This is a genomic window from Kitasatospora sp. NPDC092039 (genome assembly GCF_044756065.1).
Classification (GTDB): Bacteria; Actinomycetota; Actinomycetes; order Streptomycetales; family Streptomycetaceae; genus Kitasatospora.
In genome coordinates this window covers 1-25862 of record NZ_JBIVSD010000006.1, presented here as the reverse complement: position 1 = coordinate 25862, position 25862 = coordinate 1, and the positions used below count along the sequence as shown (strand labels likewise).

General features: G+C 75.2%; 20 protein-coding genes. 10 read left to right on the top strand and 10 right to left on the bottom strand.

Translation table 11 applies throughout. From position 1 onward, the window contains the following. Positions 1–491 precede the first annotated feature (491 nt). Entirely contained in the window at positions 492–1616 is a 1125-nt protein-coding gene (locus ACIQI7_RS14115) for a DUF6183 family protein (protein ID WP_401108931.1), read from the top strand. A 236-nt stretch (positions 1617–1852) separates the two neighbouring features. Here the strand turns inward: ACIQI7_RS14115 and ACIQI7_RS14110 are convergent, their stop codons facing one another. Further along, complete coding sequence (locus ACIQI7_RS14110) at positions 1853–2470, bottom strand: Tn3 family transposase (protein WP_401108929.1); 618 nt, start codon at positions 2468–2470, stop codon at positions 1853–1855. Next, positions 2412–3350 carry an NADP-dependent oxidoreductase gene (locus ACIQI7_RS14105; RefSeq protein ID WP_401108927.1) on the bottom strand — a complete coding sequence of 313 codons (939 nt, stop codon included), beginning with the start codon at positions 3348–3350 and terminating at the stop codon, positions 2412–2414. Before ACIQI7_RS14105 ends, ACIQI7_RS14110 begins: the two co-directional genes overlap by 59 nt. A gap of 113 nt (positions 3351–3463) precedes the next feature. Between ACIQI7_RS14105 and ACIQI7_RS14100 the strand changes: the two genes are divergently transcribed. Continuing rightward, positions 3464–3874, top strand: a complete 411-nt coding sequence (locus ACIQI7_RS14100) for a winged helix-turn-helix transcriptional regulator (protein ID WP_387760558.1) — start codon at positions 3464–3466, stop codon at positions 3872–3874. Between the two features lie 616 nt (positions 3875–4490). Here ACIQI7_RS14100 and ACIQI7_RS14095 read toward each other — a convergent pair. Both ACIQI7_RS14095 and ACIQI7_RS14090 read right to left on the bottom strand, forming a co-directional pair. Continuing rightward, positions 4491–5105 carry an AAA family ATPase gene (locus tag ACIQI7_RS14095; RefSeq protein WP_401108924.1) on the bottom strand — a complete coding sequence of 205 codons (615 nt, stop codon included), beginning with the start codon at positions 5103–5105 and terminating at the stop codon, positions 4491–4493. A 124-nt stretch (positions 5106–5229) separates the two neighbouring features. Next, positions 5230–5832, bottom strand: a complete 603-nt coding sequence (locus tag ACIQI7_RS14090) for a MarR family winged helix-turn-helix transcriptional regulator (protein WP_401108921.1) — start codon at positions 5830–5832, stop codon at positions 5230–5232. A gap of 47 nt (positions 5833–5879) precedes the next feature. On the opposite strand from ACIQI7_RS14090, the gene ACIQI7_RS14085 reads away from it, so the two are divergent. From ACIQI7_RS14085 to ACIQI7_RS14065, 5 genes are all read left to right on the top strand, one after another. Further along, the gene (locus ACIQI7_RS14085) at positions 5880–6803 is read left to right on the top strand and encodes a DMT family transporter (RefSeq protein WP_401108918.1); all 924 of its coding nucleotides are present in this window, start codon (positions 5880–5882) and stop codon (positions 6801–6803) included. 76 nt (positions 6804–6879) lie between these two features. After that, positions 6880–7383 carry a hemerythrin domain-containing protein gene (locus tag ACIQI7_RS14080; protein WP_401108915.1) on the top strand — a complete coding sequence of 168 codons (504 nt, stop codon included), beginning with the start codon at positions 6880–6882 and terminating at the stop codon, positions 7381–7383. Between the two features lie 347 nt (positions 7384–7730). Next, positions 7731–9833, top strand: coding sequence for an elongation factor G (locus ACIQI7_RS14075; protein WP_401108914.1), 2103 nt, complete (start codon positions 7731–7733; stop codon positions 9831–9833). A gap of 341 nt (positions 9834–10174) precedes the next feature. After that, a complete protein-coding gene (locus ACIQI7_RS14070; protein WP_401108912.1) occupies positions 10175–11002 on the top strand; it encodes an SDR family oxidoreductase in 828 nt (275 codons plus the stop codon). Positions 11003–11223: 221 nt separating this feature from the next. After that, positions 11224–12129 (top strand): neutral zinc metallopeptidase, encoded by a 906-nt coding sequence (locus ACIQI7_RS14065; RefSeq protein ID WP_401108910.1) that lies wholly within the window; start codon positions 11224–11226, stop codon positions 12127–12129. A 22-nt stretch (positions 12130–12151) separates the two neighbouring features. On the opposite strand, the gene ACIQI7_RS14060 is transcribed toward ACIQI7_RS14065, so the two are convergent. The 5 genes from ACIQI7_RS14060 to ACIQI7_RS14040 form a co-directional block, all read right to left on the bottom strand. Beyond that, on the bottom strand, positions 12152–15340 hold the full coding sequence (locus ACIQI7_RS14060) for a lantibiotic dehydratase (protein ID WP_401108907.1): 3189 nt from the start codon (positions 15338–15340) through the stop codon (positions 12152–12154). 116 nt (positions 15341–15456) lie between these two features. Next, a complete protein-coding gene (locus tag ACIQI7_RS14055; RefSeq protein ID WP_401108905.1) occupies positions 15457–16950 on the bottom strand; it encodes a lanthionine synthetase C family protein in 1494 nt (497 codons plus the stop codon). Next, the gene (locus ACIQI7_RS14050) at positions 16947–17696 is read right to left on the bottom strand and encodes a hypothetical protein (RefSeq protein WP_401108902.1); all 750 of its coding nucleotides are present in this window, start codon (positions 17694–17696) and stop codon (positions 16947–16949) included. The genes ACIQI7_RS14055 and ACIQI7_RS14050 overlap by 4 nt, the downstream gene beginning before the upstream one ends. A 164-nt stretch (positions 17697–17860) precedes the next feature. Then, on the bottom strand, positions 17861–18844 hold the full coding sequence (locus tag ACIQI7_RS14045) for a hypothetical protein (protein WP_401108900.1): 984 nt from the start codon (positions 18842–18844) through the stop codon (positions 17861–17863). 219 nt (positions 18845–19063) lie between these two features. Continuing rightward, a complete protein-coding gene (locus ACIQI7_RS14040; protein ID WP_401108897.1) occupies positions 19064–20092 on the bottom strand; it encodes a LysR family transcriptional regulator in 1029 nt (342 codons plus the stop codon). A gap of 112 nt (positions 20093–20204) precedes the next feature. Between ACIQI7_RS14040 and ACIQI7_RS14035 the strand changes: the two genes are divergently transcribed. The 3 genes from ACIQI7_RS14035 (at position 20205) to ACIQI7_RS14025 (ending at position 24138) form a co-directional block, all read left to right on the top strand. Beyond that, positions 20205–20666 carry a hypothetical protein gene (locus ACIQI7_RS14035; protein WP_401108895.1) on the top strand — a complete coding sequence of 154 codons (462 nt, stop codon included), beginning with the start codon at positions 20205–20207 and terminating at the stop codon, positions 20664–20666. Continuing rightward, positions 20659–22359, top strand: a complete 1701-nt coding sequence (locus tag ACIQI7_RS14030) for a multicopper oxidase family protein (protein WP_401108894.1) — start codon at positions 20659–20661, stop codon at positions 22357–22359. The genes ACIQI7_RS14035 and ACIQI7_RS14030 overlap by 8 nt, the downstream gene beginning before the upstream one ends. Positions 22360–22512: 153 nt before the next feature. Continuing rightward, on the top strand, positions 22513–24138 hold the full coding sequence (locus ACIQI7_RS14025) for an alkaline phosphatase D family protein (protein WP_401108892.1): 1626 nt from the start codon (positions 22513–22515) through the stop codon (positions 24136–24138). Positions 24139–24282: 144 nt separating this feature from the next. Here the strand turns inward: ACIQI7_RS14025 and ACIQI7_RS14020 are convergent, their stop codons facing one another. Then, positions 24283–25425 carry an ATP-binding protein gene (locus ACIQI7_RS14020; RefSeq protein ID WP_401108890.1) on the bottom strand — a complete coding sequence of 381 codons (1143 nt, stop codon included), beginning with the start codon at positions 25423–25425 and terminating at the stop codon, positions 24283–24285. Between the last annotated feature and the right edge of the window lie 437 nt (positions 25426–25862).

The following is a 25862-nucleotide window of genomic DNA, read 5'->3' as shown; positions in this document are numbered from 1 at the left end:
GGTCCTGTGGCAGGTTATGCGGCGCCCGGTGCGTCGGTGCCGGCGTGCTGGACCTCCATCAGGTGGCGTCGGACGGCACTTGGTCGTACTGGAGCCGGCTCGGTCGTGCGCTGGTGACGGACCCGGTGGTGGGCGCCGACCAGGACGGCCGGTTGGAGGTGTTCGGCAAGACGGCATCCGGAGCCGTCAGCCACGTCTTCTTCCAGAGCAGCGTGGTCGGTCGGTCGGTCGCCCGGGTCGTCGGGTGCCGCGTGCGCGGCGGGGTGGGTGCCGGGTTGCCTGGTGGGGTTCCGGTCCGTCGTCGCCGGTCAGGGCCCCGGTCGCCGGCCAGCGTCCCCGGATGCGGGTGGTGATCTTCTCGGAGAAGTTCTTGTCGCGGGGGGCCGTGAGAGCGGGCGGCCGGGAGGCCCTCAGGGGACCGTTTGGTCGTCCTCCCGGAGAGGACCGTTCATGAGAGGAGTTGGGGCGGTCGGATGCGTAGGCTCAGGGCCGTGGCTGATCAGATACAGAAGATCGTGACGGGGCTGCCGGACCTGAAGGATGTCACCGGCGTGTGTACGGTGGCCGAGGGCCGGGCCGCGCAGGGGGATGCCGCCTTCGTTGCGGACCTTGGCATCGCTCTCGCCAGGGCGCACGGCGCCGGGGGGCAGATGTGGCAGTACAGGAGCGTCTTCGACCATCTGCTTCGGCTGTTGGCCACCACCACAGGTCCCGAGAATGTCGCCCAAGCGCTGCGGCTGGTCTCCTCGGCTGAGGTCGCCAGCACGAAACTGGATCGCTACACCGCCTCGTTGCTGGCCTCCAGCCACGAGGCGACGGACCTGGCCGCGGCGTTCACCGGCCGTGCTTCGGAGGAGCTCCGGGCCTGCCTGGTCCACGAGCTGGTCCTCAGGGGTGTGGTCGTCGAGGAGACGCCGGGGATCGCGGGTTGGGCGACATCACCGCATTGGAGTCACCACCCGCTGGGCTGGCTTCCCTTGACCCTGTCCGACATGGAACGAACCGCGGACCTGCCGAGCTACAGCATCCGGGGCAGTGGCCACTCGATGCCGTACGGGCCGTCGGAGGGCCGCGAACCGGCGGTGATCAGCAGCGCGCGTGTGCCGTCGGCGGAGGAGACGACGACACAAGCCTCTGCCACGGCGATGGCCAAGGCCGTGGCGAACTGGGCTGAAGAGTCCAACGGACGCATCGAGGCACGGGTGTTCGACTTCGCCGAGCCCTTGGACGCCCGGCTGGTCCCGGGTGCGCTGCTGACCCTGGGACTGGAGTGTCTGGGCGGGGTGGGGAGGAAGACGGCTCCGTCGGTCGCTGTCCGCCCGCCGGCCCAGGCATGGCGAGTGCTCTTCGCGGCGGCGTCGACGGGAGGGGCGTACAACTCCGGTTCCTATGGCGCCTACGGCCGACTGGCGGCCTGGCAGTCCCTGGCCGCGCTGGCCGGAAGCCCTGAAGGCGCCACCGCGGGCGAGGCCGAAGCCCGTGTGCGGGACTGCGTCTGGCACGGCTTCGGCGCCGACACGAAGTGGTTCGAACAAGTGGCCTGGGACATCGGTCTGGCCGCCCTGGCACCGGACCGTCGGCGCCTGGCCGTACTGGCCGCGACGGACACCGACTGACCTCCCGCGGACTGCGGTTGAGCCGGTAGCCGACGTCATCCGGCGGCTACCGGCTGAGGTTCACCCGTTCAATGGGACGGGGATGGGCCGTGGCGGGACCGGGATCGAGACGGCTGTTCATGTCGGGTTCGAACCGGCCGTACGGGTTCACGTGCGTCCAGAACAGCGGCGACAAGCCCGGCGGTCGGCGGCGGTGAGCTGGTCGGCCCACTTCGGGTCGGCCAGGACCTGCTGCATCAGCAGGTGTTGACGTGGACCAGGGTGGACTGGAACAGGTGCAGTGCGAGCGTGCCGGCCTTCTGGCTCTCCTGGTCCGAGCCAGCCGGGTCGCCGTCGTTGCCGTAGAAGCGGCCCTGGTTGGCGGAGTTCTGGTTCTCTACCACCTGCAGGCCCTCGTGGATCCCCAGTCGCAGCTCGACGCCGGTGAGGTAGTCGCAGGTGCACGCCGTGCGGACAGCCCGGCCAACCCGCCGCCACCACCACGGCGGTTGCGGATGACGGCCCGCGGTAGGAGGGCGGACCGGGCCCGGCCTCCCCTCGCCGGGCCCGGGGGCGGGGCCGCCCGGCGCGGCGCGCGCTTCGCGGCCGGCCTGCCCGCCGCCACAGGGCACCGGCACGCTGGCCGCCCGAGGCCGCCCGAACCATCTGAGTTGTCCGGCTGTCCGGGCTGTTCGGGGGCCCGGCGGTGCGCGGCGTACGGTGCGCTGCGCACCGCGCGTAGCGCTGCGGCTTGGAGGCGGGGGTGGGGCCGTGCCTGGTCCAGGGGGCGGGCTTGTTCTCGTCCTGCGGGGCCGGTCAGGGTGTGAGGACGAGGCGGCCGCGCAGGCGGTCGGTTTCGAGGCGGTGGTGGGCATGGGCGGCGTGGTGGAGGGTGAGGGTGTCGGCGACGCGGAGGGTGAGGTGGCCGTCGCCGGCGAGGGCGGACAGGCGGGCGAGGGCCTCGCCGTCGGCGGTGATCCACACGTTGGCGACCCGGATGCCGCGTAGGGGGGTGGGTGCGGCGTCGGCCGCGACGGCGACGAAGGCGCCGCGTCGGCGTACCGCGGCCAGGGCGCGGACGCCGAGCAGGGCGGTGTCGATCGCGCCGTCGACTCCGCCGGGTACCGATTCCCGTACGGCGCGGGCGATGTCGGGGTGAGTGCGTGGTACGAACCATTCGGCGCCCAGTCGCCGTACCAGGTGTTCGTCGTCCTGTCCGGCGAGGGCGACCACCCGCAGGCCGCGCAGGGCGGCCAGTTCGACGGCGAAGCCGCCGACGTGGCCGGCCGCGCCGGTGACCAGGACGGTGGCGCCGGCCGGCAGGTCGAGCAGGTCCAGGGCCTGCAGTGCGGTGAGGCCGCCCAGCGGGAGGGTCGCGGCCTGTTCCAGGCTTGCTCCGGCGGGGGCGGGGGCCATGGCGTCGGCGTCCAGTACGACGTGTTCGGCGTAGGTGCCGAGGTCGGTGTCCAGGAGGTCGCGCAGGCCCACCACCCGTTGGCCGGGCGTGAAGCGCGTCACGCCGGCGCCGAGGGCGTCGACGACCCCGGCCACGTCCCAGCCGATGCCGGTCACGGCCCGGGGCGCCATCAGCCCGGCCCGGGCGAGCGCCCCCGAGCGGGTGACCGCGTCCACCGGGTTGACGCCGGCCGCCGCCACCCGCACCCGTACCTGCCCGTGCCCGGGCTGTGGCAGTGCCACCTCCACCAGATCCAGTACCTCGGGACCGCCGAACTCCCGCACCACCACGGCACGCATACCGCCCACACCCCTTTCACAACCCGGCAACTGCGCCCAACCTAAGGAGAGTTACTCTCCTCTGGGAAGGACGCACCCGAAGGTGCGTACCGTACGGAAAGGAGAGCGCTCCGGTGCCCACCACCACCGCCGCCCAGCGCCGCGCCGCCGAGGCGGCCCACTACGACGCCTACCTCGCCCACTGCCCCGCCCGCCAGCTCCTGGACCGGATCGGCGACAAGTGGGTCAGCCTGGTCGTCAACGCCCTCGCCGACGGGCCGCTGCGCTACAGCGACCTGCGCCGGCGCCTGGCCGGGGTCAGCGAGAAGATGCTCACCCAGACCCTGCGCGCCCTGGAACGCGACGGCCTGCTCGAACGCACCGTCACCGCCGGGGTGCCGGCTCGCGTCGACTACGCGCTCACCGGCCTCGGGCGCGACCTGCTGCCGCTCATGCGGCAGATCAAGGACTGGGCCGAGCGCCACATGCCCCAGGTGCTCGCGGCCCGCACCGCCTACGACGACGGACGGCAGGCACCGGACTGACACCGGACGGCCCGGTGCCGGGCGCGGACACCGGTCGGCGGGGGAGGACGGTTCGGGCCGCAACCTTCGTCGGGGCGGCTCGTTGGTCCGGTCAGGTCGACCGACCGGCCGGGGGCGGGAGCGCGCCCCCGGCCCCGACGAGGGGGAAGGTGCCGTGCCCCACGGCACGGGCGAGGCCGTACGCGGCAACGGCCCCGGCTCCGCAGCGGACCGGGTGGCCGACTTCGACGGCGCCTGAATCGACGCCGTCGACGCCGCCGCCGACCTCGGCGACCAGTTGCGCGTCCGCTGCCTCCCCGAGGACCTGCGCCGGCGGCCGGCCGCCTGGGGGAGGCCGACCATGCCGACGGTGTGCTGCGCGCCCAGGACGTGCCCACCCGCTGGGAGGTGCGCTACCACGACTGCGGCGCCGGTCAGTTGTTCACCGCGCTCGCCCTGACCTGGGGCACCGGCCCCCGACACCGGGCACACCCGGCCGGCGGTGCGGAGCGACCCGGGTACCGGGCTGGTCTCGAACCGCGAGGACGCACTGGCGGCATGACACCGGCCGGACCCGCGGGCCCGTAGACCCGCGGGCCCGTCCAGACCGCCCGCCCCCGTCCCGCCCGCCTTGGGGTCAGGCCAGGGGTCGGGTCAGGGCGGCGGTCAGGCGTTCGGGCAGGGTGGCGTAGGGGCGGCAGTCGACCACGGGCAGTGCGTGGGCGCGGGCCTGGTCGGCGAGCCAGGTGCTGTAGCGGGCGCTGACGGCGGCGCGTTCGGGCTGCGGGCCGGTCTGCGGTTCCCGGTCGGCGTAGTTGGCGCCGATGCGCAGCGGGTCGTGTTCGTGGAGGAAGACCGCGCGCACGCAGCGGCCCTGTGCGGCGGCTTCGGCGGCGGCGCGAGTGGCGGCGGTGGGGGTGAAGTAGTCGCCTTCCACGATGGCGGGTACGTCCACGGTGAGGCGGTTGCGTACGACGCCGAGCAGTGCGTCGTCCAGGGCGTGGGCGGTGGCGATCTGGAGTTCCAGGACGCGGTCGGCGCCGAGTGCGTCGGGGTCGGGCACGGTGGTGAAATGGTGCAGGCCGGGGTGGCCGGCGGGGGTGGTGGCGGCCTGCAGGGCGGCCACGACGTCGTCGAACTCGACCACGAACGCGCCGTGTTCGGCGCGCAGGCGGGCGGCGGCGCGGCTCTTGCCGAGGCCGGAGGCGCCGCCGATCAGCAGGACGTCCCACGGGCGTTGGTCGGTGTGCATACCGGAACGGTAGACCGTTCGGGTACGGGCGGGCACGGCGGGGTGGGGCATCCGGCCCGGCCGCGGGCCCTCGCGGCGGCCCGCCCCCCGGGTGTCCGGCCCGCCGTGCGGGCTCCCTCGAACCTCACCCCGCGCCGCCTCCGGCGTTCCCGGCGGCACTGCCCTCGCCGCCGCCCTCGCCGCCGCCTTCGGCGCCGTCGAGGCGGTGTTGCCAGGCGGTGAGCAGGTCCTGCAGGGTGCGGGCCTCCTTGGTGCTCAGGTGGGCCAGCAGGCGGTGCTCGTTGCGCATGTGGGCGGTGAACGCCTCGTCGATCAGGCGCAGCCCGGCGTCGGTGAGGGCGACCACGCGCCCGCGCCGGTCGTCGGCGGCCGGGCGGCGGGTCACCAGTGCGGCGCGTTCCAGGCGGTCGATGCGTTTGGTCATCGCCCCGGTGGTGACCATGGTGTGCGCGGCGAGCTCGCCGGGGGCCCGCTCGTAGGGGGCGCCGGCGCGGCGCAGTGCGGCGAGTACGTCGAACTCGCCCTCGCCCAGGCCGTATTGCCGGTAGACCAGGGCCAGCTCGGCGCTCAGGCGCGCGGCCAGGCGGTGCAGGCGCCCGATGACGGCCTGCGGGGCGACGTCGAGGTCGGGGCGTTCGCGCCGCCACTGGGCCTGGATCCGGGCGACGCGGTCCGCGGGCTGGTCGGGCTGACTGGGCTGGTCGGGCTGGATGGACTGGTTGGGCATGCGCCCACCCTATCCCGGTAGCTTCCCTGGAAGCTATATTGTCTTCCATGGAAGCCACTACGCGGTGGGTCGTGCTCACCGCTCTCGCGCCCATCGCCTGGGGCGCCAACTACTGGGTCACCCACGCCCACCTGCCCGCCGACCGCCCCCTGTGGGGCGCCGCCCTGCGCGCCCTGCCCGCCGGCCTACTGCTGCTCGCCGTCGCCCGCCGCCGCCCGCGCGGCCCCTGGTGGTGGCGCAGCGCACTGCTCGGACTGCTCAACACCGCCGCCTTCTTCGTCCTGCTCTACCTCGCCTCCCAACTGCTGCCCACCAGCGCCGCCGCCACCGTCATGGCCGCCTCCCCGCTGGCGATGCTGCTCACCGCCTGGGCGCTGGCCGGTCAGCGCCCGCGCCGTGCCCACCTGGCGGGCGCGGTGGTGGGGCTGGCCGGGGTGGCGCTGGCGCTGGCCGCGCCGGGCCGGGGGATCGGCTGGGCCGGGCTGGCCGCCTCGGCGGCGGCGATGGGGGTCTCCTGCGTCGGCTACGTGCTGGCCGCCCGCTGGCGCGAGGGCGCCGACCCGCTCACCGCCACGGCCTGGCAGCTGACCGCGGGCGCCCTGCTGCTGGTGGTGCCGGCCGCCGCCGTCGAGGGCGCGCCCCCGCCCATGGACGCCGCCACCCTGCTCGCCTTCGGCTACACCACCGTGGTCGCCACCGCGCTCGCCTTCACCTGCTGGTTCGCCGGACTGCGTCACCTGCCCGCCGGCACGGTCGGCCTGCTGGGACTGCTCAACCCGCTCACCGGCGTGCTGCTGGGCACCGCACTGGACGGCGACCCCTTCGGCACACGCCAGGCGATCGGCCTGGCCCTGGTGGCCGCCGGGATCCTGCTCGCACGCCCGCGCCCCCGCTCACGGCGCCCCGCAGACGACCCCCGCACCGAAACCCCCCGCACCGAAACCTCCTTGCCCGTCGGCCGCCGCACATGATCGAATGTCACCGGCATCGCGTGCCGGTGACGGACTGCGTCAGGCATGGAGGTGCACGACCGAAGGGACCACCCCCGTGGCCTCCCCCTCCCACGGCCGTACGGCCGCTCTCAGCCGGCAACTGTCCGACGCGCACCAGGACCTGCGCCGCCGCCTCGCCGACCTGCGCGCCGGCCTCGGCCGCCCCCAGCCGGACGGCGACGACCGCCTCCTCACCCACTGCCTGGCCTTCTGCACCGCCCTGACCAACCACCACGAGGGCGAGGACGGCGGACTTTTCGCCCAACTCCTGCGCGAACGCCCCGACCTGGCCCCCACCATCGACAAACTCGTCGAGGACCACGGCCTCATCACCCACATCCTCGCCCGGGTGCGCCACCTCGCCGACCAGGCCGCCACCACCCCCGGCGCCGACCTGCAGGCGATCGGCGGCGAACTCGACGGCCTCGCCGCCATCATGGACTCGCACTTCGGCTACGAGGAACGGGCCATCGGCGCCGCCCTGGACGCCGGGGTGGACGACGACGGCTGGTCCGAACCCGTACTGCGCTTCACGGCGCCGGGCACCGCGGCCCCGTAACACCCGCCGCAGCCGCTGGAGCCGTCCGCTGGGACCCGGTCGAAGCCGTCCGGTAAAACCCGTCGCCCCGCTCGGCCCGGCTTCCCTACACTCGCCACGCGGCCGCGCCCCGACGCGCGGTCCACCGCGCCGGACGCGACGGACACATCCAACGCGCCGGACGCGACGACCGGGACGACCGTGACGGACGAACGAGGGAAGGGGGCGGGCGGCCATGGCGAAGCGGAGCGCCGCCGCCCTGTGACCCCGTTGCACCGGGCCCCCGGCGCAACCCGGTCCGACCGGCCGTCGGCCCCGCCCGATCGCGCGCCCACCCGAACGTGACCGCCCCGAAAGGCACCCGGGCCATGCGCACCCGCACCCCCAGCAGCAGCAGCACCGACACCGCCGGCACCGCCGCCGCTGCGGTGACCGCGGGCATCGCCGCCGTCCGCAACCTCGGCATCCTCGCCCACGTTGACGCCGGCCAGACCACCGTCACCGAGCGGATCCTCCACCTCACCGACATCGGCCGCGCCCGCGAACGCGGCGAGGCCGGTGAGGGCACCACCGTCACCGACTGCCGCCCCCGGGAACGCGAACCCGGCATCGCCGCCTTCGCCGCCGCCGTCGGCTGCCACTGGGCCGGACACCGCATCACCCTCATCGACACCCCCGGCCACATCGACTTCGCCGGCGAGGTCGAACGCTGCCTGCGCGTCCTGGACGGCGCCATCGCGGTGTTCGACGCGGTCGCCGGCGTCGAGCCGCAGAGCGAGTCGGTGTGGCGCCAGGCCGAACGCCACGGCGTGCCGCGCATCGCCTTCGTCAACAAACTCGACCGCGCCGGCGCCGACCTGGACACCGCCGTCGCCGACATCCGCCGGCGCCTGCACCCGCACCCGCTCCCCGTCCAACTGCCCATCGGCACCGAGGACTCGTTCACCGGCGTCGTCGACCTCGTCCACCTGCGCGCCCTCACCTGGCACGACGACGGCACCCCGGCCCGGGGACCGGTCCCCGCCCACCTGCACACCGCCACGGCCCGGCGCCGGCGCGCCCTGGAGGAGGCGGTGGCCGAACTGCACCCCCGCGCCCTGGAGGAGTACTGCGCCACCGGTGCCCTCACCACCGACACCCTCACCACCGCCCTGCGCGACCTCACCCGCACCGGCGAGGCCGTCGTGGTGCTGTGCGGCTCCGCCTACCGCAACCGCGGCATCGAACCGCTCCTGGACGCCGCCGTCGCCTACCTGCCCTCCCCCCTCGACGTCCCGCCCACCTACAGCGCCGACCGCACCCAGCACCGCCGCGCCGACCCCCGCCAGCCCCTGACCGCCCTGGTGTTCAGGGTCACCGCCGCCCCCACCGCACGCCTGACCCACCTGCGCCTGTACGCCGGCACCCTGCGTACGGGCGACACCGTGCTCGACACCACCACCAGCCGCCGCGAACGCGTCGCCCGCATCCTGACCGTCCACCACGCCGAGACCGACCACGCCCTGCCCGGCGACATCGTCGCCGTCGCCGGCCCCCGCCACACCCGCGCCGGCGCCACCCTGTGCGACCCCGAGCACCCCATCGCCCTGGAAGCACCCGCGCACGCCGAACCCGTCGTCACCGTCGCCGTCGAGGCCCGCACCGCCGCCGACACCGACAGGCTCGCCGCCGCCCTCGCCCGCCTCGCCGAGGAGGACCCCTCGCTGCGCGTGGCCACCGACCCCGACACCGGCCGGCGCACCCTGTCCGGCCTGGGCGAACTGCACCTGGCCGCCGCGGTGGAGAAGACCCGGCGCGACAGCGGCGTCGAGGTGGTGACCGGCCGCCCGCACGTCGCCCTGCGCGAGGCCCTGACCGAGGGCGTCACCGGCTTCGTCCACCGCCACACCGAACAGGACGGCGCCACCGCCCGGTTCACCCGCCTCGTCCTCGACGTCCACCCCCTGGCGCCCGGCACCGAGGAGGACTTCACCTTCACCTCCACCGTCGCCGGCGCCCGCCTGCCGCACGAGTACGTCCAGGCCGTCGAGGCCGGCTGCCGCGACGCCCTCACCCACGGCCCGCTCGCCGGACACCCCGTCACCGGCGTCGCCGTCACCCTCACCGACGGCGCCACCCACCCCCAGGAGTCCTCCGGACCCGCCCTGCGCACCGCCGCCCGCCTCGGCCTGGGCGAAGCCCTGCGCGCCTCACGCACGCACGTGCTGGAACCGCTCGCCGAAGTCGACGTCACCGTGCCCCAGGACGCGCTGGGCGCCGTCCTGGGCGACCTCGCCGCCCGCCGCGGCCACATCCGCTCCACCCACCCCGGCCCCGGCCCCGGCCCCGGAGCCACCGCCAAGGCCACCGCCCTGGTGCCGCTCGCCGAACTCTTCGGCTACGCCACCCGCCTGCGCAGCCGCACCCAGGGCCGCGGCACCTTCACCACCCGCCCCGCCGGCTACGCCCCCGCCCCCACCCCGACCGGTTGAACCCGCCACCCGGCCCCCGCCCCCCGGCGGGAGGAGGGCCGGGCGGAACCGCCCGCCGTGACCTGCCGGCGCCCCGGCAACCGGGCCGCCGGCCTGCCCGTGACTGGCCGAGACGGTCGTCGCTCGGTCGCGGTGGTCGTCACTGGCCGCGCCGGTTCGCCGGCCGCGAACCATGCCGGGATTGTCCTGTCGCACTGCAGTTGGCGGGTTCTCACTCGGCCTCAACCGTGTTGTCGGGTTCTCACCGCCTCACTCGCCGCGCTGGTGTTCGTATCCCGTCTCAGCGCAGTCTCATCAGTCTCACCAGTGCGTGAGTGGCACGTCCTCTACTGTGGCGCACCATGACCATCCTGATCATCGGCGGCAGTGGATTCCTGGGCACCGAGCTGGTCCGTCAGGCGGCAGCGGCGGGCCATACGACGGCTGCGACGTTCACCACCCGGCCCGGCGGCACTCCGGAGGTCTCGTGGCACGCCCTCGACCTGCGCGACTTCGCCCGCATCGAGGCGATCATGGCGAAGGTGGACCCTCGCGTGGTCGTCAACGCGACGAGCGGGGGGCCCGATTGGACGGTCACGGCCGAGGGTCCGATCCGCCTGGCGATGACCGCGGCGAAACACGGCAGCCGCCTGGTCCATGTGTCCAGCGACGCCGTCTTCTCCGGCCTCCGCGTCCACTACGACGAATCCTGCCTCCCCGACCCGCTCACCCCCTACGGTGCCGCGAAGGCCGCGGCGGAGACCGGTGTCCGCCTCGTACACCCGGGCGCCGTCGTCGCCCGCACCTCCCTGATCATCGGCGACCGGGGTTCGGAACACGTACGCGCGGTGCACGACCTCGCGGCCGGCACCCGTACCGGCGTCCTGTTCACCGACGACATCCGCTGCCCTGTACATGTCACCGACCTGGCCGCCGCCCTACTGGAACTCGCGTTCAGCGACCGGTGCGGCGTCCACCACCTGGCAGGAACCGATGCCGTGAGCCGCCACGAACTCGGCACCCTCATCGCCCGACGCGACGGGCTCGACGCCTCCCGGCTTCCCACCGGCCTGCGGGCCGACAGTGCACTTCACGGAGCACTCGACGTCCGCCTGGACGGCCGTGCCACTCAGGACCGGCTCCGGACAAAGCTCCGCGGTGCCCGCCAGTTCCTCGCCTCGGGGACGTGAGCTCCTCTCGCCAGCGATGCGACCGCCCACGTTCAGACCGCCGGTGAGACCGCGCAGCCCTCGATGAGACGGGACGGTTCCGCAGCCCTGGGCCCGCCCGGCCCCCACCCCCGGGCCCTGCCGTGCCGCGGTGCGGGGCGGGGGGTCGTAGGCTGGGGCATCGGCGGTACAGACCGTCACCAGTAGGGCTGAACACGACGGAAACGGGCAGGCAGCGGCACATGCAGTTCGACGATCAGGGCGACCTCGACACCTCGCAGGTGGAGGACCGGCGCGGCATCCCGGGCGGGAAGGTCGCCATCGGGGGCGGGGCCGTGGGCCTGCTCGCCGTGCTGTTCGCGGTCATCCTCGGGGTCGACCCGCAACTGCTCGGCCTGTCCTCCGACACGGGCTCCTCCTCGGGCCCGGCCACGGCGCGCACCGCCGGCGAGGTGCAGCAGGCCTGCAGGACGGGCGCCGATGCCAACAAGCGCCAGGACTGCAGGATCGTCGCCGTCACCAACAGCCTCCAGGAATTCTGGCGCACCGAACTGCCGCGCCGCACCGGCCTGCCCTACAAGGGCGCCGAGACGGTGCTGTTCACCCGTCAGGTCTCCACCGCCTGCGGGGCCGCGACCTCGGCGGTGGGCCCCTTCTACTGCCCTGGCGACCAGAAGGCCTACGTCGACCTCGGCTTCTTCGACGAGCTGTCCGCCCGCTTCGGTGCCAAGGGCGGCCCGTTCGCCGAGTCCTACGTCGTCGCCCACGAGTACGGCCACCACATCCAGACCCTCACCGGCGCCATGCAGAAGGTCGGCGGCGACCGCCAGGGCGCCACCAGCGGCGCGGTGCGCCTGGAACTGCAGGCCGACTGCTACGCCGGGGTGTGGGCACACCACGCGACCACCACCCCGCAGGCCTCCACCGGCCGCCCGCTGATCGCCTCGCTCACCGACCAGGACATCGCCCAGGGCCTGGACGCGGCCGCCGCCGTCGGCGACGACCGCATCCAGCAGCAGGCCACCGGCCGGATCAACCCCGAGGCCTGGACCCACGGCTCCGCCGAGCAGCGCAAGGCCTGGTTCACCACCGGCTACCGCACCGGCGACCTTGCCCGCTGCGACACCTTCTCCGCCGCGAAACTCTAGAGACCCGGCCCCCGGGCCCGGGTCAGGACCGGTGGCGGAAACGGGCGATGGCCGGCTCTACACTCAGGCCCTTGCGGGTGCGCTGGAGCAGTTGGACCAGCAGCCCCTCTGCCGGGCGCCGCTCGGCCAGCAGCCGGTTGCAGTGCAGGTGCACGTAGCTGCCCAGCAGCCGCTCACGCCCGGTGGGCAGGCGCCCCGCGTCCTCCAGCGCGCACAGCCGCTCCACGGCCCCGGCGAGCGCGGCGCGCCGCTGCGCGAGGATCTGGCCGACCGCGCTGCCCAGTACGTCCGGCCCCTGCGGGGTGCCGAGCAGGTCGCGCAGCCGCCGTTGGCGCACCCGGTAGTCGTCGCCGGCCTGGCGGCGGGCGACGTCGGGGGAGTGCCGGGCCTGCTCGGTGTACCAGCGCAGGCGCTGGGCGGTGTCCAGGCCGAGCCCGGCCAGCAGGTCGTCGGTGCTCACGGCGGCCAGCTCGGTCAGGTCACCGTCCACCGGGAAGTCCGGAGAGCCGGGGGAGCCGGGGGAGGCGGGGCTGTGCGCTGCGGCTTCGGCGAGCAGCCGCATCACGGCCCGGCTGTCGGCGCAGAAGACCTCCTCGCTGACGTCGGTCCCCTCCGGGCCGCCGTAGCGCTCGACTTCGCGCTCGTAGGTGTCGAGGACCAGCCGGGAGACCAGGCCCTGGTCGGTGAGTTCGGCGGCCAGGCGGGCGACCTCCGGCAGCAGGTACCGGGTCAGGGCCTCCGGCTCGCCCTGGAAGCGCAGGCGCAGGTGCGGGTCGGGGTCCGCGTAGCGGATGAAGAACCACTGCCGGGCCAGCCCGGAGACCTCCGCCATCTCGCACAGCCGCCTCAACGGCCCGGCCAGCAGCGCGTCCTCCTGGTCGCGTTCGCCGTAGAACTTGGCGAACAGCCAGTCGCTGCCCGGCAGGCGCACCCGCTCGCGGACCGGCAGGCGCACCTGCTCGCGGACCGGCACCGGAGGGCCGTCACCGCCCACCGCCACCGGTACGGGCGCGGGCGCCGGTGCGGGCGCCACCGGTACGGGTATGGGTACGGCTGTCTGCGCGGGTTGCGGGCGTAGGACGAGTGGGACGACGAGTTCGCTCATGAACACGCCGTCGGTGCCGGGCACCCAGGCGTGGGCGGTGTCGGGCAGTGCCTCTTGGAGCAGGAGTACGGCGCCGCGGTTGCCGCGGGCCTCGGCACGCAGCTGTTCGACGTGGTCGGGGTTGTCGAGGTCGAGCAGTAGCCGGTTGTCGGCCATGGTCAGGTACAGGCGTGCCGGGACGTGCCAGGCGGCGCGCCAGGCGGCCACCCGGGCGGCGAACGCCCCGCCCCCGCCCCCGTCCCCGTTGCTGTTGCCGTGGGCGCCGCCGTCGGGGGTGGGGCGCAGCAGCCACCGTGCGGGGGCGAGGACGATGCGGCCGTACTGCACGCGGGGCAGGAACGGGAAGCCGGCTGCCGGGCCCCAGTCGAAGGGCGCGAACTCGGGGGAGCCGTCGCGGGCCACCTCGTCCAGGAACCGGCACACCGCGGGTGCCTGGTGGGGGTTGAGCATGTGGCGTGTGGTGGGGCGCAGTTCGGTGCCCAAGCGCCGGGACCGTAGCCGGTAGCGGTCGCCGTGGACGCTCACCAGGATGTCGTCCGGCGTCACGGTGTGTTCGGCGTTCACTCCGGCGGGTACGTCGAGGACGATCTCGTGGCCGGTCACGGCCGGGCGCACGACCACGTTCGCCATCCGGTGGCTCGCGGGTAGGTAGACGACCTCGGCGGCCGGCGCGGTCCCGGGGCGTGCCCGGCCCTCGGCCTCGGTCAGGGCGCGCAGTGCTGCGGGGCCCTGGGGCGCGAGGAGGTCGGCGAAGCGGCCCAGCGAGCGGCCGGCGGTGCCGGCACCCAGGTTGGGGCCGACGACGAGCAGGAAGTCCCCGCGGTCCACGGCCCGGCGGGAGGCGGCGGCGACGAAGGCGGACAGTTCCAGCGACAGCGGCGCGCATCCCGGCGCTGCCGCGGCGTCGAGGCTCTGGAGGTCGGTGAGCAGGGCGTCGGTCAGTTCGACCACCCGCCGCCCGTCCCGCAGGGCGCCCAGGGCCAGGTCGGTGAGCGTGTCCGCGCGCCGGGCGGCCGCCTCGGGCGTCGGCGCGGAGCGGGCGCCGTGCGCGTGGGCCGGCGGGCCGATCCCGGTGCGCTCGTCCAGCAGCTCCAGCAGTGGTACCTGCCGGTCGTCGCCGTAGCGTTGGACGAACGCGGCGCGGTGGGCCGCCAGTTCGGGGCTGCCCAGCGGCTGCGGTGACAGGCGCAGCAGCAGTTCCACCGCCCGGGCGCACTCCTCGCCGACGCCGGCGGCCAGCCGCTCGCCGCCCACCGGCCGCGCCAGGTCGCTCTGCAGGGCCGGCCCCCGCGCCGGGTGCACGGTCTCGGCGCGCCTGGCCAGGGCCCGTACCCGCTTGGGCGCCTCCTGCGCCGGGGCGCTGTCGAGGTCGGCCATCTCGGCGAGCAGCCCGCCGAGCGCGGCGGCGCTCGCGGCGCAGGCCGGGCGTCCGGCGAGCCGGCCGCGCAGTTCCTGGGCCGGGTCGGCGCAGGTGAGCGCGGCCCGCAGGTCGGTGACCAGCAGCCGCTGGCGCCACAGCTCCTCCAGTAGCCGCTCCACCTGCTCGGCGCTGCCGCCGGTGTGCTCCAGCAGGTGCCGGCGCAGCACCTCGTACGGGACGGGCCGGCGGGCGGCGTGCAGCGCCTCGCGCACGGCGGTGGTCAGCCGCACCGAACCGGTGCCGGCGCCGGGGCCGTCGGCCAGGGTGAGCCGTCCGTGGCGCTCGACGGCGAGGGCGGCGGCCGTCCACAGGCTGTCGGCGCGTGCGGCGCGGTCCTCGTCCAGGGCCAGGCAAAGCTCGGTCAGCCAGCCCATGTCGGGGCGGGTGCGCAGGCGGTCGGCGTCGTTGCGCACCGACAGCGTGGTGCGTTCGCCCCAGCCTGCCAGGGACACCGCGGCGAACGCCCCGTACGGGGTGGGGCGGGTGCTCATCCGGATCAGGTAGCGGGCCAGTTTCAGTTCGGCCCGCGCGGCGTCGCGCGCGCTCGCCCCGGGCCGCTGCAGGGCGTCGAGCAGGTCGGGGCTGCCCACGGCCAGGGCCCGGCTCACGCGCGGGTCGGCGAGGGCGGCGCGCGGCTCGCCCGTCGCGGCGCCCGGCCCGCGGACCGGCAGCAGGGGGGTGCGCACGATCAGCCAGGGCGCCGGCTCGTACAACGGGCCACGGCCACGGCTGCGCCCGCGGTGTCGCGGCGCCGCCGCACCCGGAAGGGGGCCGGGGCCCGGGGCGGCCGGGTTCGGGTGCGTCATGACAGCGCCACCGCGCGGTCCCACACCGGCTCCCGGTCGGTGGCGGCCGCCAGCAGGACGAGGGCCACCCCGCCCGCCCCGTCGAGGAAGCCGGGCTGGTCGACCAGGTTGCCCGCCGGCTCCACCGCCGCGATCCCCATCGGCCGCGCCGGATCGACGTGCGTCAGGATCTGCTCGGTGAGGTCGGCGGCGGCCCGGGTGAACACGGGCAGCCCGGTGTCGTGGGCGAAGCGCAGCGTCACCTGCAGCAGACCCGCGACGCCGTGGCAGAACGTCGGGGAGTCGATGCGGCGCTCGGCGACGGGCCGGCGGTAGACCGCCTCCATCGCCCGTACCGCCAGGTGGCACAGCTCCTCGTCGCCCAGCGCGCTGCCCGCCAGCCACAGCGCCCTGGCCACCCCCGGGCTGCCGTAGCACCACGCACTGCGGGTGGCGAAGCCCGCCCGGCCCTCGCGCAGGTGCGGCCCGCCGTCCACCAGCGGTACGGCGGCCGGCCAGTTCGGCCCGGCCGCGTCGTCCGCCCGGTGCGCCAGCAGCCACCGGGCCAGCTCCCGCACGGCCGCCTCCAGGCCCTCCACCCCGTCCCCGACGCCGCCGTTCCCGCCGCCCCTACCGTCCTCGCCTGCGGCGTCCCCGCCGCCCCTACCGTCCTCGCCCGCGGCGTCCCCGGCGCCCCGGGCGCGGGCGGCCAGCGCCAGCAGCGCCAGCGGACCGGGGATGCCGTGTGCCAGACCGCAGTTGAGGTTGCCGAACGGATACGCGCGGGCCTGCTCCTCGTCGTGCAGCAGCGCCACCGGGGTGTGCCAGGGCGGCGCGCTCCCGTCGGGGCCGCCGGGGCGGGCCAGGGCGACGAGCGCGCGCAGCACCGGCGCCAGTGCCGGGTGCGCGGGGCGGTGCGGCCCGGCCGCCAGCAGAGGGGCGGCGATGCCGCTGAGGCCCGAGATCAGGTCGAACGCCGACACCGGCACGCCGCCTGGCCGGCGCAGTGCCGCGGCCCCGGACAGGCACGCCGCCGCGATCGGGGCGTCGAGCACCTGGCGCAGGCGCCGGTAGCCGCGCCCCTCGCCCAGGACGGTGGCGCAGAACGAGACCCCGCTCAGCCCGCCGAACAGGCTCGGCCCGGCGCCGCCGCGCCGCTCCAGCGCGGCCACCGCGCTCGCCAGGTGCGCGTGCCCGGTGCGCTCCCAGCCCTCGTCGGGAAAGCAGCGGTGCAGCTGGGCGCAGAGCAGCGCCTGGCCGGTGTCGCCCTGGGCCAGCGACACCGGGTCCCAGTGCACCGAGCCGGGGAACGCGCTCTGCCGGGCGGCGAGTTCGACCGCCGCCCGCACCCGCGGGGGGCTGGTGGCCCGCTCGGCGATCAGACGGGCGGCTTCGAGGGCGCGCGCCGCGCCCGCAGGTCCCAGCCGGGGCGTCCAGCCGCCGCCCGCTGCCGTCGCTGCCGCTGTCGTCGTGGCCGTCGTGGGCGGCGGCGTCGTGCCCGGTGCCGTCATGCCGGGCATCCGGGAGTCAGGCACACGCGGGTGGGGAACTCGCCGGTGTCGGGTTGACACACGGGGCTCGCGGTCGCGTTGCAGGTCGCGCAGGTGAAGCAGGTGTCACAGGTCACGCAGGTCAGGCAGGTCTGACCGCCGTGGGTGAAGCAGCCGTGGCGGGTCTCGAACGGTCCGGCGCAGCGGACGAGGGGCACCGTGTCCTCCAGGCAGGTGCGCGGCCTGCACAGGGTGTCGAGCTGCGTCGGACAGTCGAAGTCGGTGACGCAGGCGATGCGGGTGCGGAAGTCGGTGGCGCAGCCGCCGAAGGTCCTCGGCAGGGTGCCCCGGGTCTCCAGGGTGTCCGGCCCGACGGGCAGCGCCTCCTGCGGGCGGCCCTGCCCCAACCGCAGGTCGAGGTCGAACTCGTCCACGGGAGTGGCCGTCTGCACCCGGGTGAAGTGGATGGTGGCGTCGCGACGCAGGGTGACGGTGGTGGCGTCGTGTCCGACGAACGGCGGCCGCTCGCCCGGGACGGTGTCCGCCGACAGGACGTCGGCGGAGGCGAACTCGGCGTAGTAGTCGAGCTGTGTGTTGAAGTACAGGCGCCGGAATCCGGCGCGGTCGCTGTCGCCGAGCAGGCCGCTGAGCGTCAGCGTCCTGGCCGGCCGTTCGGAGGGATCGGACAGGTTCCTCGCGACGAAGTCGTCCTGGGGGCGGTCGCCGATGCCGCCGGTCCCATCGGGTTCGGAGTCCTTGCCGGCCATGTCAACCTCGGGTGCTACTGGTGGGGTCCCGCTCTGCTACGGCGTCCTGGAACCACGTCCCGCTATCGTGACTGTGCGTCACTCCCGGTCCTGTGTCTCCTCCCATTGTCGGTCGGCCCGCCCGCCCCCGCACGGCCCGGTCGGCGGCCTCGTGCCGGGTGCCGTCAAGGCCCGCACCGCGGGTTGGGCCCGCAGGTGAACACGTGCGGGTTGCACGTGTCGCACGTGCGGCAGGTGGCCCCGTGGCAGGTGTCGCAGGTGGCGTCGCCGCAGGTGCGGCAGGTGTCACCGGGGCAGGTCTGGCACGTGGCGGCGAACTCGGTGCGGCAGGCATCGCCCGTGGCGAACCTGCGCGGGCCGCCGGGGCCGCCGGGGACACCGGGGTCGGTGGGGAAGGTGCCGCACACCGGCCCCGCCGTGCAGCGGAACGTCTCGACGGTGCCGCACACCGGCCCCGCCGTGCAGCGGAACGTGTCCACGGTGCCGCACACCGGTCCCGCGGTGCACTGGCACGTGCCGACGAAGGTCGCGCACGCCGGGCCGACGGTGCAGCGGAAGGTGTCGACGGTGCCGCACACCACGTCGGCCGTGCACCGGCAGGTGGCGTCGAAGGTCGCGCATCCCGGCCCCGCGGTGCACCGGAAGGTGTCCGCCGTGCAGCCGGCGCCGAAGTCCGTCGGGCAGTCGACGTCGGTGACGCACAGCCGCCGGGTGTGGCAGCCGTCGAAGGTCGGCCCCGGCAGGGTGACCGGCCCGGGGGCCGCCGCGGCCCGGCGCGGCTGAGCCAGGCGTAGGTCGAGGTCGAACTCGTCCACGGGAGTGGCCGTCTGCACCCGGGTGAAGTGGACGGTGGCGTCGCGACGCAGGGTGACGGTGGTGGCGTCGTGTCCGACGAACGGCGGCCGGTCGCCGGGGACGGTGTCCACGGACAGGACGTCCGCGGAGGCGAACTCGGCGTAGTAGTCGAGCTGTTTGTTGAAGTACAGGCGCCGGAATCCGGCGCGGTCGCTGTCGCCGAGCAGGCCGCTGAGCGTCAGCGTCCTGGCCGGCCGTTCGGAGGGGTCGGCGAGGTTCCTCGTGACGAAGTCGTCCTGGGGGCGGTCGCCGATGCCGCCGGGCCCACCGGGTCCGGAGTCCTTGTCGGCCATGTCAACCTCGGGTGCTACTGGAGCGGTCGCCGACCCGCGCCGACGACGGTTGCGCAGGGTAGGCGCCCCGCGCGGGCGCGTGTGCCGGGTGCGCGCCTGCCGGGGTGGGTGTGCGCGGGGCGGGCGCGCGCCGCACCGTCGGCCTGTCACTGCTCCCGCGGCATGCCGCGACTCACGAGGACCCAGGCCGCGGGACGGGGGAACCGCGTGCCGGTCGTGTCAACTCTCCGTCACTGTCGTCCTGTTCTCTCCTCCCATTGTGGGCCCGGGCGCCCGGGTCCGCACGGCCCCGGGGCTGCCGCCCGGCCCGCCGCCCGGCCCGCCGCCCGGCCCGCCGCCCTCCCAGTCCCAGGCGGCGATCGCCTCGCGCAGCCGGCGGGCGGGGTCGGGCAGGCGCGCCCGCCCGTCCCAGAGCAGGGTCAGGCAGCGCCGGCACTCGGGGCTGTCGACGTCGACCCACACCAGCGGCACCCGGGTGGACGTGCGCCGGGCGAGGCCGGGCACCAGGCCGATGCCCAGGCCCGCGCTGATCAGTTCGGCGATGGCGCCGGCCTCGTCGCTCTCGCAGACGATCCGCGGCACCAGGCCGCGGGCGGCGAACAGCCGGTCCAGCAGACGCCGTTGCCAGTGCCCGGGCGGCGCGGCGATGAACGGCCGCCCGGCGATCTCCTCGACGCCCACCGGCACGCCCGCCGCGGCGCGGTGGGCCAGCGGGTCGTCCACCGGCACGGCCAGCCCCACCTCCTCGTCCAGCAGCAGCAGCGACTCCAGGCCCTCGGCGGCCACGGGCTGGGAGGCCACGGCGAGGTCGATGTCCTGGGCCCGCAGCCGCCGGGCCATCTCCTGCGCGGACAGCTGGTGCAGCTCGACCTCCACCCCCGGGTGGCCGCGCTTGAACGCCGCCAGCGGCCCGCTGAAGGCCAGGAAGGTCTCCGAGGCCAGCCTCACCGTGCCCAGCCCCTGCCCGGCCGCCTGCGCCACCGCCCGCCGGCCCGCCTCCAGTTCGCCCAGCGAGCGCTCCACGTAGCCGCGGAACAGCCGCCCGGCCGCGTTCAGCCGCAGCCGCCCGCCCCGCTCGAACAGCGGCGTGCCCAGCTCGGCCTCCAGTCGGGCGACGGAGCGGCTCAACGACGGCTGGGCGACGCGCAGTTCCTCGGCCGCCCGGCTCAGGTGCTCCAGCCGTGCCACCGCCAGGAACTGCGTGAGCGTGTTCAGGTCCAACCCGGGCCCCCATGCCTTCACGGTCATAACGCCATAGCAATACCGATCTTAGACACGATAGCCGTGCCGTCATAACGTCAGGAGCGGCGCCGCGCACCGCCCCGACCGCGGCCCGACGTCAGCGTGAGGAAGGACGCCCATGGCCATCGCCGCCCACAGGACCCCACCCGAGAGCGCGGCCCGGTCCGCCGCAGGGGAGCGGACCGGGCCCGCCGGACGGACCCTGCGCGCCCTGGCCGCCGCGCACACCGTCGCCCTCTTCGGTCAGCCCGTCTTCGCCGGCGTCTACCTCAGCGGCGACTACGACGCCCTGGGCTGGCACGCCGTCGGGGCCGACACCGTCACCTCCCTCGGCTACCTCCAGCTGGTCGCCGCCCTCGTCTGCCGCGTCCGGCTGCGCCGCTCCTGGCCGCTGGTCGGCGCCCTCGCCGTGGCCGTGGCCGAGACCGTCCAGTACTTCGCCGGCCTGGGCGGCGCCCTGTGGCTGCACCTGCCGCTGGGCGTGGCGACCATCGCGGCCACCGTCGTGCTCACCATCGCCCTGTGGCGCACCCCGCTGTCCCCGCGCCGGGGCGCCCGCCGGGAGGACGACCGTGCCTGAGCCCCGCGACTACCCCGGGCCCGGCGACCGCCCCGAGCCTTCCGGCCGCCCTGAGCCCGGCAACCGTCTCCGCCCGCTAGGTCTGACGCGTCGTCAGATCCTGGGTATCGGCGGTGCGTTCGGTCTGCTCACCACTGCCTCGCTCGCCACCGCCGCCGCTCTGGCCCGCCGCCCCGCGACCACCGGCGCCCAACTGCGTAGCACCGCCGCGCTGCCGCCTCCCTACCTGGTGGCGCTGCCGCTGCCCGCGGTCGCCAGGCCCGTGTCCACCGACGGTGGTGCCGACCGCTACGAGATCGTCCAGCGCGAGAGCGCCGCCGAGATCCTGCCCGGCCTCACCACCCGGTTGTGGACCTACGACGGCACCTTCCCCGGCCCCACCGTCGAGGCCCGCCGCGGACGGCCCGTCACCGTCACCCACCGCAACGAACTGCCGGTGCCCACCGTCGTCCACCTCCACGGCGGCCGCACGCCCGCCCATCATGACGGCTATCCCACGGATCTCGTCCTGCCTGCCGCGTGGCCTCAGGCGCCCCACACCATGCCCGGCACGGGCCACGCGGGTGGCGGGGGCGGTCACGGGGGCGGTCACGCGATGACCGATCCGCGTGCGGTCACCAGCCGCCTGCGGCGCGACTACACCTTCCCCAACGACCAGCGTCCGACCATGCTCTGGTACCACGACCACCGCATGGACTTCACCGCCCCCGCCATCTGGCGCGGCCTGGCGGGCCTGCACATCGTGCGCGACGACGCCGAGGACGCCCTCGGCCTGCCCGCCGGCCCCCGCGAGGTCCCCCTCGTGATCACGGACCGCGCCTTCGCCGCCGACGGTTCCCTCGTCTATCCGGCCCTCGACCCCGGCCTGCGCGACCGCCCCGGCGTCACCGAACCCCACCTCGCCGGCGTGCTGGGCGACGTGATCCTCGTCAACGGCGCCCCCTGGCCCGTCCACGAGACCGACGCCGCCCGTCACCGCCTGCGCCTGCTCAACGCCTCCAACGCCCGCCACTACGAGATCGAGGCCCGCACCGAGGACGGCCGGCGCCTGGACCTCGTCCAGATCGGCGCAGACCAGGGCCTGCTCGCCGCCCCGGTCACCCACCGGAGCCTGCCGATCGCGCCGGCCGAGCGCTACGACGTCGTCGTGGACTTCGCCGCCGCTCCCGTCGGCTCCCTGGTCCGCCTCGTCAACCGCCTCGGCACCGGCCGCACCCGCGACGTCATGGCCTTCCGCATCGCCCGCCGCACCGCCACCGACGACGGCCGCATCCCGCCGGTGCTGTCCACCGACCTGCCCCACTGGCGTCGCGAGGACGCCGTACGCACCCGCGACTTCGCCTTCCGCGCCGGCCGCACGGACGGCGGCCACGGCTGGCTCATCGGCGGCCGGCCCTTCGACCCGGCCCGCACCGACGTCACCGTCCCCCTCGGCGACACCGAGATCTGGCGCCTGGTCGCCGACGTCCACCACCCCGTCCACCTCCACCTGGTGGGCTTTCGCGTCCTCACCCGCGGCGGCAGGCCCCCGCTGCCCCACGACGCCGGCCTCAAGGACACCGTCTCCCTGCGCCCGGGGGAGTCCGCGGAGATCATCACCCGCTTCGACGGCTACCGCGGCCGCTACCTCTTCCACTGCCACAACGCCGAACACGAGGACATGGGCATGATGGCCAACCTGGAAGTCGTCTGAGACCGATCCGTCCCCATCCGGGCGCACGTGCCGGACCTTCACGGGTCCCCCACCAGATGATCACCGCGCCGCCGTGGTCCCGACCCCCGCCGTACGAGGTGGTCCACTCCAATTCCCTTCGCACACCCCCGAGCTGCGAAAGGCCACCACCCCATGACCCGCCCCACCGCCGACCGGATGCTGCGCGAGGCCGCCGCCCGCCTGGACCGCCGCCGCTTCCTCACCGTCACCTCGGCCGCCGCCGCGCTCGCCTTCAGCGTCGACCTGCCCACCGCCCACGCCGCCGGCACCGACATCGCCCCGCGTGCCGTCGGCGCCGACCCGTTCACCCTCGGTGTGGCCTCCGGCGACGCCACCAGTGAGGCCGTCGTCCTGTGGACGCGCCTGGCCCCGCGCCCGCTGGAACCCGGCGCAGGCCTGCCGCCCACCGGCTTTGTCACGGTCGGCTGGGAGATCGCCCGCGACGAGAGGTTCCGCCGCGTCGAACGCCGTGGCACCGCCCGCGCCCACGCCGAGTTCGCCTATGCCGTCCACGTGGACGCCGACGGCCTCGACGCCGGCCGCGAGTACTGGTACCGCTTCACCCTCGGCCCCTGGACCAGCCCCACCGGCCGCACCCGCACGCTGCCGCCACGCGGCCGCAAGACCGACAGCACCCGCATCGCCCTCGTCTCCTGCCAGGCCTACGAGGACGGCTACTTCACCGCCTACCGCCACCTCGCCGGCGAGGACGTCGACGCCGTCTTCCACGTCGGCGACTACATCTACGAGTACGCCGTCGACGCCGCCGGCGGCGACCGCAAGTACACCGACCGCACCCTGGCCCCCCACTTCAACCACGAGACCACCACCCTGGAGGACTACCGGCTGCGCTACGGCCTCTACAAGAACGACCCCGACCTCCAGGCCGCCCACGCCGCCCACCCCTGGTACGTCACCTGGGACGACCACGAGGTCGAGAACAACTACGCCGCCGCCGTCCCGGAGAAGAACCAGGACCCCGCCCCCTTCGTCGCCCGCCGCGCCGCCGCCTACCGCGCCTACTGGGAGAACCAGCCGCTGCGCATGCCCCAGCCGCGCGGCACCGACCTCACCCTCTACCGGCGCGTCCACTTCGGGCGCCTCGCCCAGTTCGACATCCTCGACACCCGCCAGTACCGCGACGACCAGGCCAACGGCGACGGCTGGCAGTACCCCACCCCCGACTCCCAGGCCACCGGGCGCACCCTGATGGGCGCCACCCAGGAACGCTGGTTCGCCGACGGCCTGCGCCACTCCAAGGCCACCTGGAACGTCGTGCCCCAGCAGGTCGTCTTCTCGCGCCGCAAGAACACCACCGCCGAGCGCTCCAAGCTCTCCATGGACGCCTGGGACGGCTACCCGGCCGCCCGCGAGCGCTTCCTGACGGCCGTGGACCAGGCCGGCGTCGAGAACCTCGTCCTGCTCACCGGGGACGTGCACGTGGCCTACGCCCTGGACGTCAAGCGCGACTTCGACGACCCGAACTCCCGCACGGTGGGCGTGGAGTTCGTGGGCACCTCGATCAGCAGCGACGGCGACGGCGAGCAGAGGCCGTCCAACTGGGCCACCCTCATGGCCGCCAACCCGCACCTGAAGTTCTACGACGGGCGCCGCGGCTACACCGTCCTCACCCTGGACCGCCACCGCGCCCGCGCCGACTACCGGGTGGTCTCCCACATCACCCGTCCCGGCGGCACCCTGTCCACCGCCGCCTCCTTCGTCACCGAGGCCGGCAACCCGGGCATCCGCCCCGTCTGACCCCCGCTCCGCGACCCACGCGGGCCGGTCTCGCCGAACGGGGCCCGGTACCGCCGGGGCAGGTGCCGTTGGACGGGCCGGTGCCCGCTGGAGGGCCCGGTCCCGCCGCCACGAGGGAGGCGGCGGGACCGGGCGCTCAGGTGCTCAGAGGTCCCCGAGGATCTGGCCGACGACGGCCGCAGCCTGCCGCGGGTGCGCCTCCAGCCACGCGCCCACGTGCTCCCGCACCGCCTCGGCGACGCAGTCACGCACCGCGGCGTTGCCGAGCACGTCGCGGGTGGCGCCGAGGAACTCGGGCTCGTCGAGCTTCACCGACACCACCGCCGTCAGGCCCGCCCCGACCAGCCCGGCGCCCGGGTCGCCGCCCGGGCCGGTGTCCGGGTCGGTGGCGGGCAGGGGGCGGCGGCGTGCGTAGGCGTCGATGGCGGCCGCCAGCCCGTCGCGCAGCCCGAGTTCGTGGCTGCCGCCGCGGGGGGTGGGCCGGCTATTGGCGTAGCCGCGCACCCGTTCCTCGCCGCTGCCGCGCCATCGCAGGGCCACCTCCACCGTCCCCGCCATCCGCGGGTCCTCGCCCTCGAAGCCGATGACGTCCGTGACGGCGGGAGCCTCGTGCGGGGCGTCGAGGAGGTCGAGGAGGTCCCGCACCCCGCCGGGGAAGCGGAACCGGGCCGCGCGCCCGCCGCCCGGGTGGCGTTCGTCGGTCAGTGAGACGTCCAAGTCCCGGTTCAACAGAGCCAGTACCCGAAAGCGGTCGGCCAGCTCGTCGAACGGCAGCCGCGCGCCGGCGAAGATGTCGGGGTCCGGCCAGAAGGCGATGACGGTCCCGCTGCCGGCCGCTGGCCCGGTGGCGGTGAGCGGGCCCAGCGCGGCGCCGCTCGCGTACTCCTGCACCCGGCACACCCCTGCGCGCCGCACCTCGGCCGTCATCCGGCTCGACAGGGCGTTGACGACGAAGGGCCCCACGCCCACGTAGCCGGTCGTCACGTGGTGGCGGCCGCGGGGCCCCGGCCCGGAGCGCATCCGGGTCAGCAGGGCTTCCACGTCCTGCTCGCCCGGGCCGTCGTCGGCGACGCGTACCGCGCCGTCGGCCGTCAGGGTGATCTCGACGCGTCCGGCCCGGCCAGCCAGGACCTCGTTCACCGCCCGCTCGGCGACCTCGAACACCATCTGTGCCAGGCCGCGTTCACCGGTCGATCCGATGTACATCCCGGGCCGCTTGCGTACGGCCTCCCCGCCTTCCAGTACCTGGATGTGGGCAGCGGTGTACGGGGTGGTGTCCTGGCTCACGGGCTTCCCTCCGAAGGCGGCCGGGCAGAGGTCCACAGCCTAGGCGAATTTCCGCATCACGCCAGGTCAAGCCCTGTTCGCCGACGGCGTGGACGGCCGCGTGGGCTGCCGGTCCGAGGCACCCGCGCCCGGCACTGCGGGGCCGGTACCGGCGCGCGGCCGGGCCGCCGTCCAGGCCCCGCACGGGGCCGTTTCACCCGCCCCCGACGGTGGCCGGTTCCACTTTTCCACCCTCGGCCCGCGTGCCGTCGCCCGCACACCCGCAGACCCGGTGGCCGGGGTGCGACTGTCACAGATCGGGCCGCTGTCCGGTCCACAGATGTGACAGGACGGCGCGCCCCGCGGCGCGTCGTCGACGCCTGCGGTTGACGCCCGTCATCCCGTCAAGAGGAGAACACCATGAGCCGGCACCACGCCGCCCACCCCGAGGCGCCCGG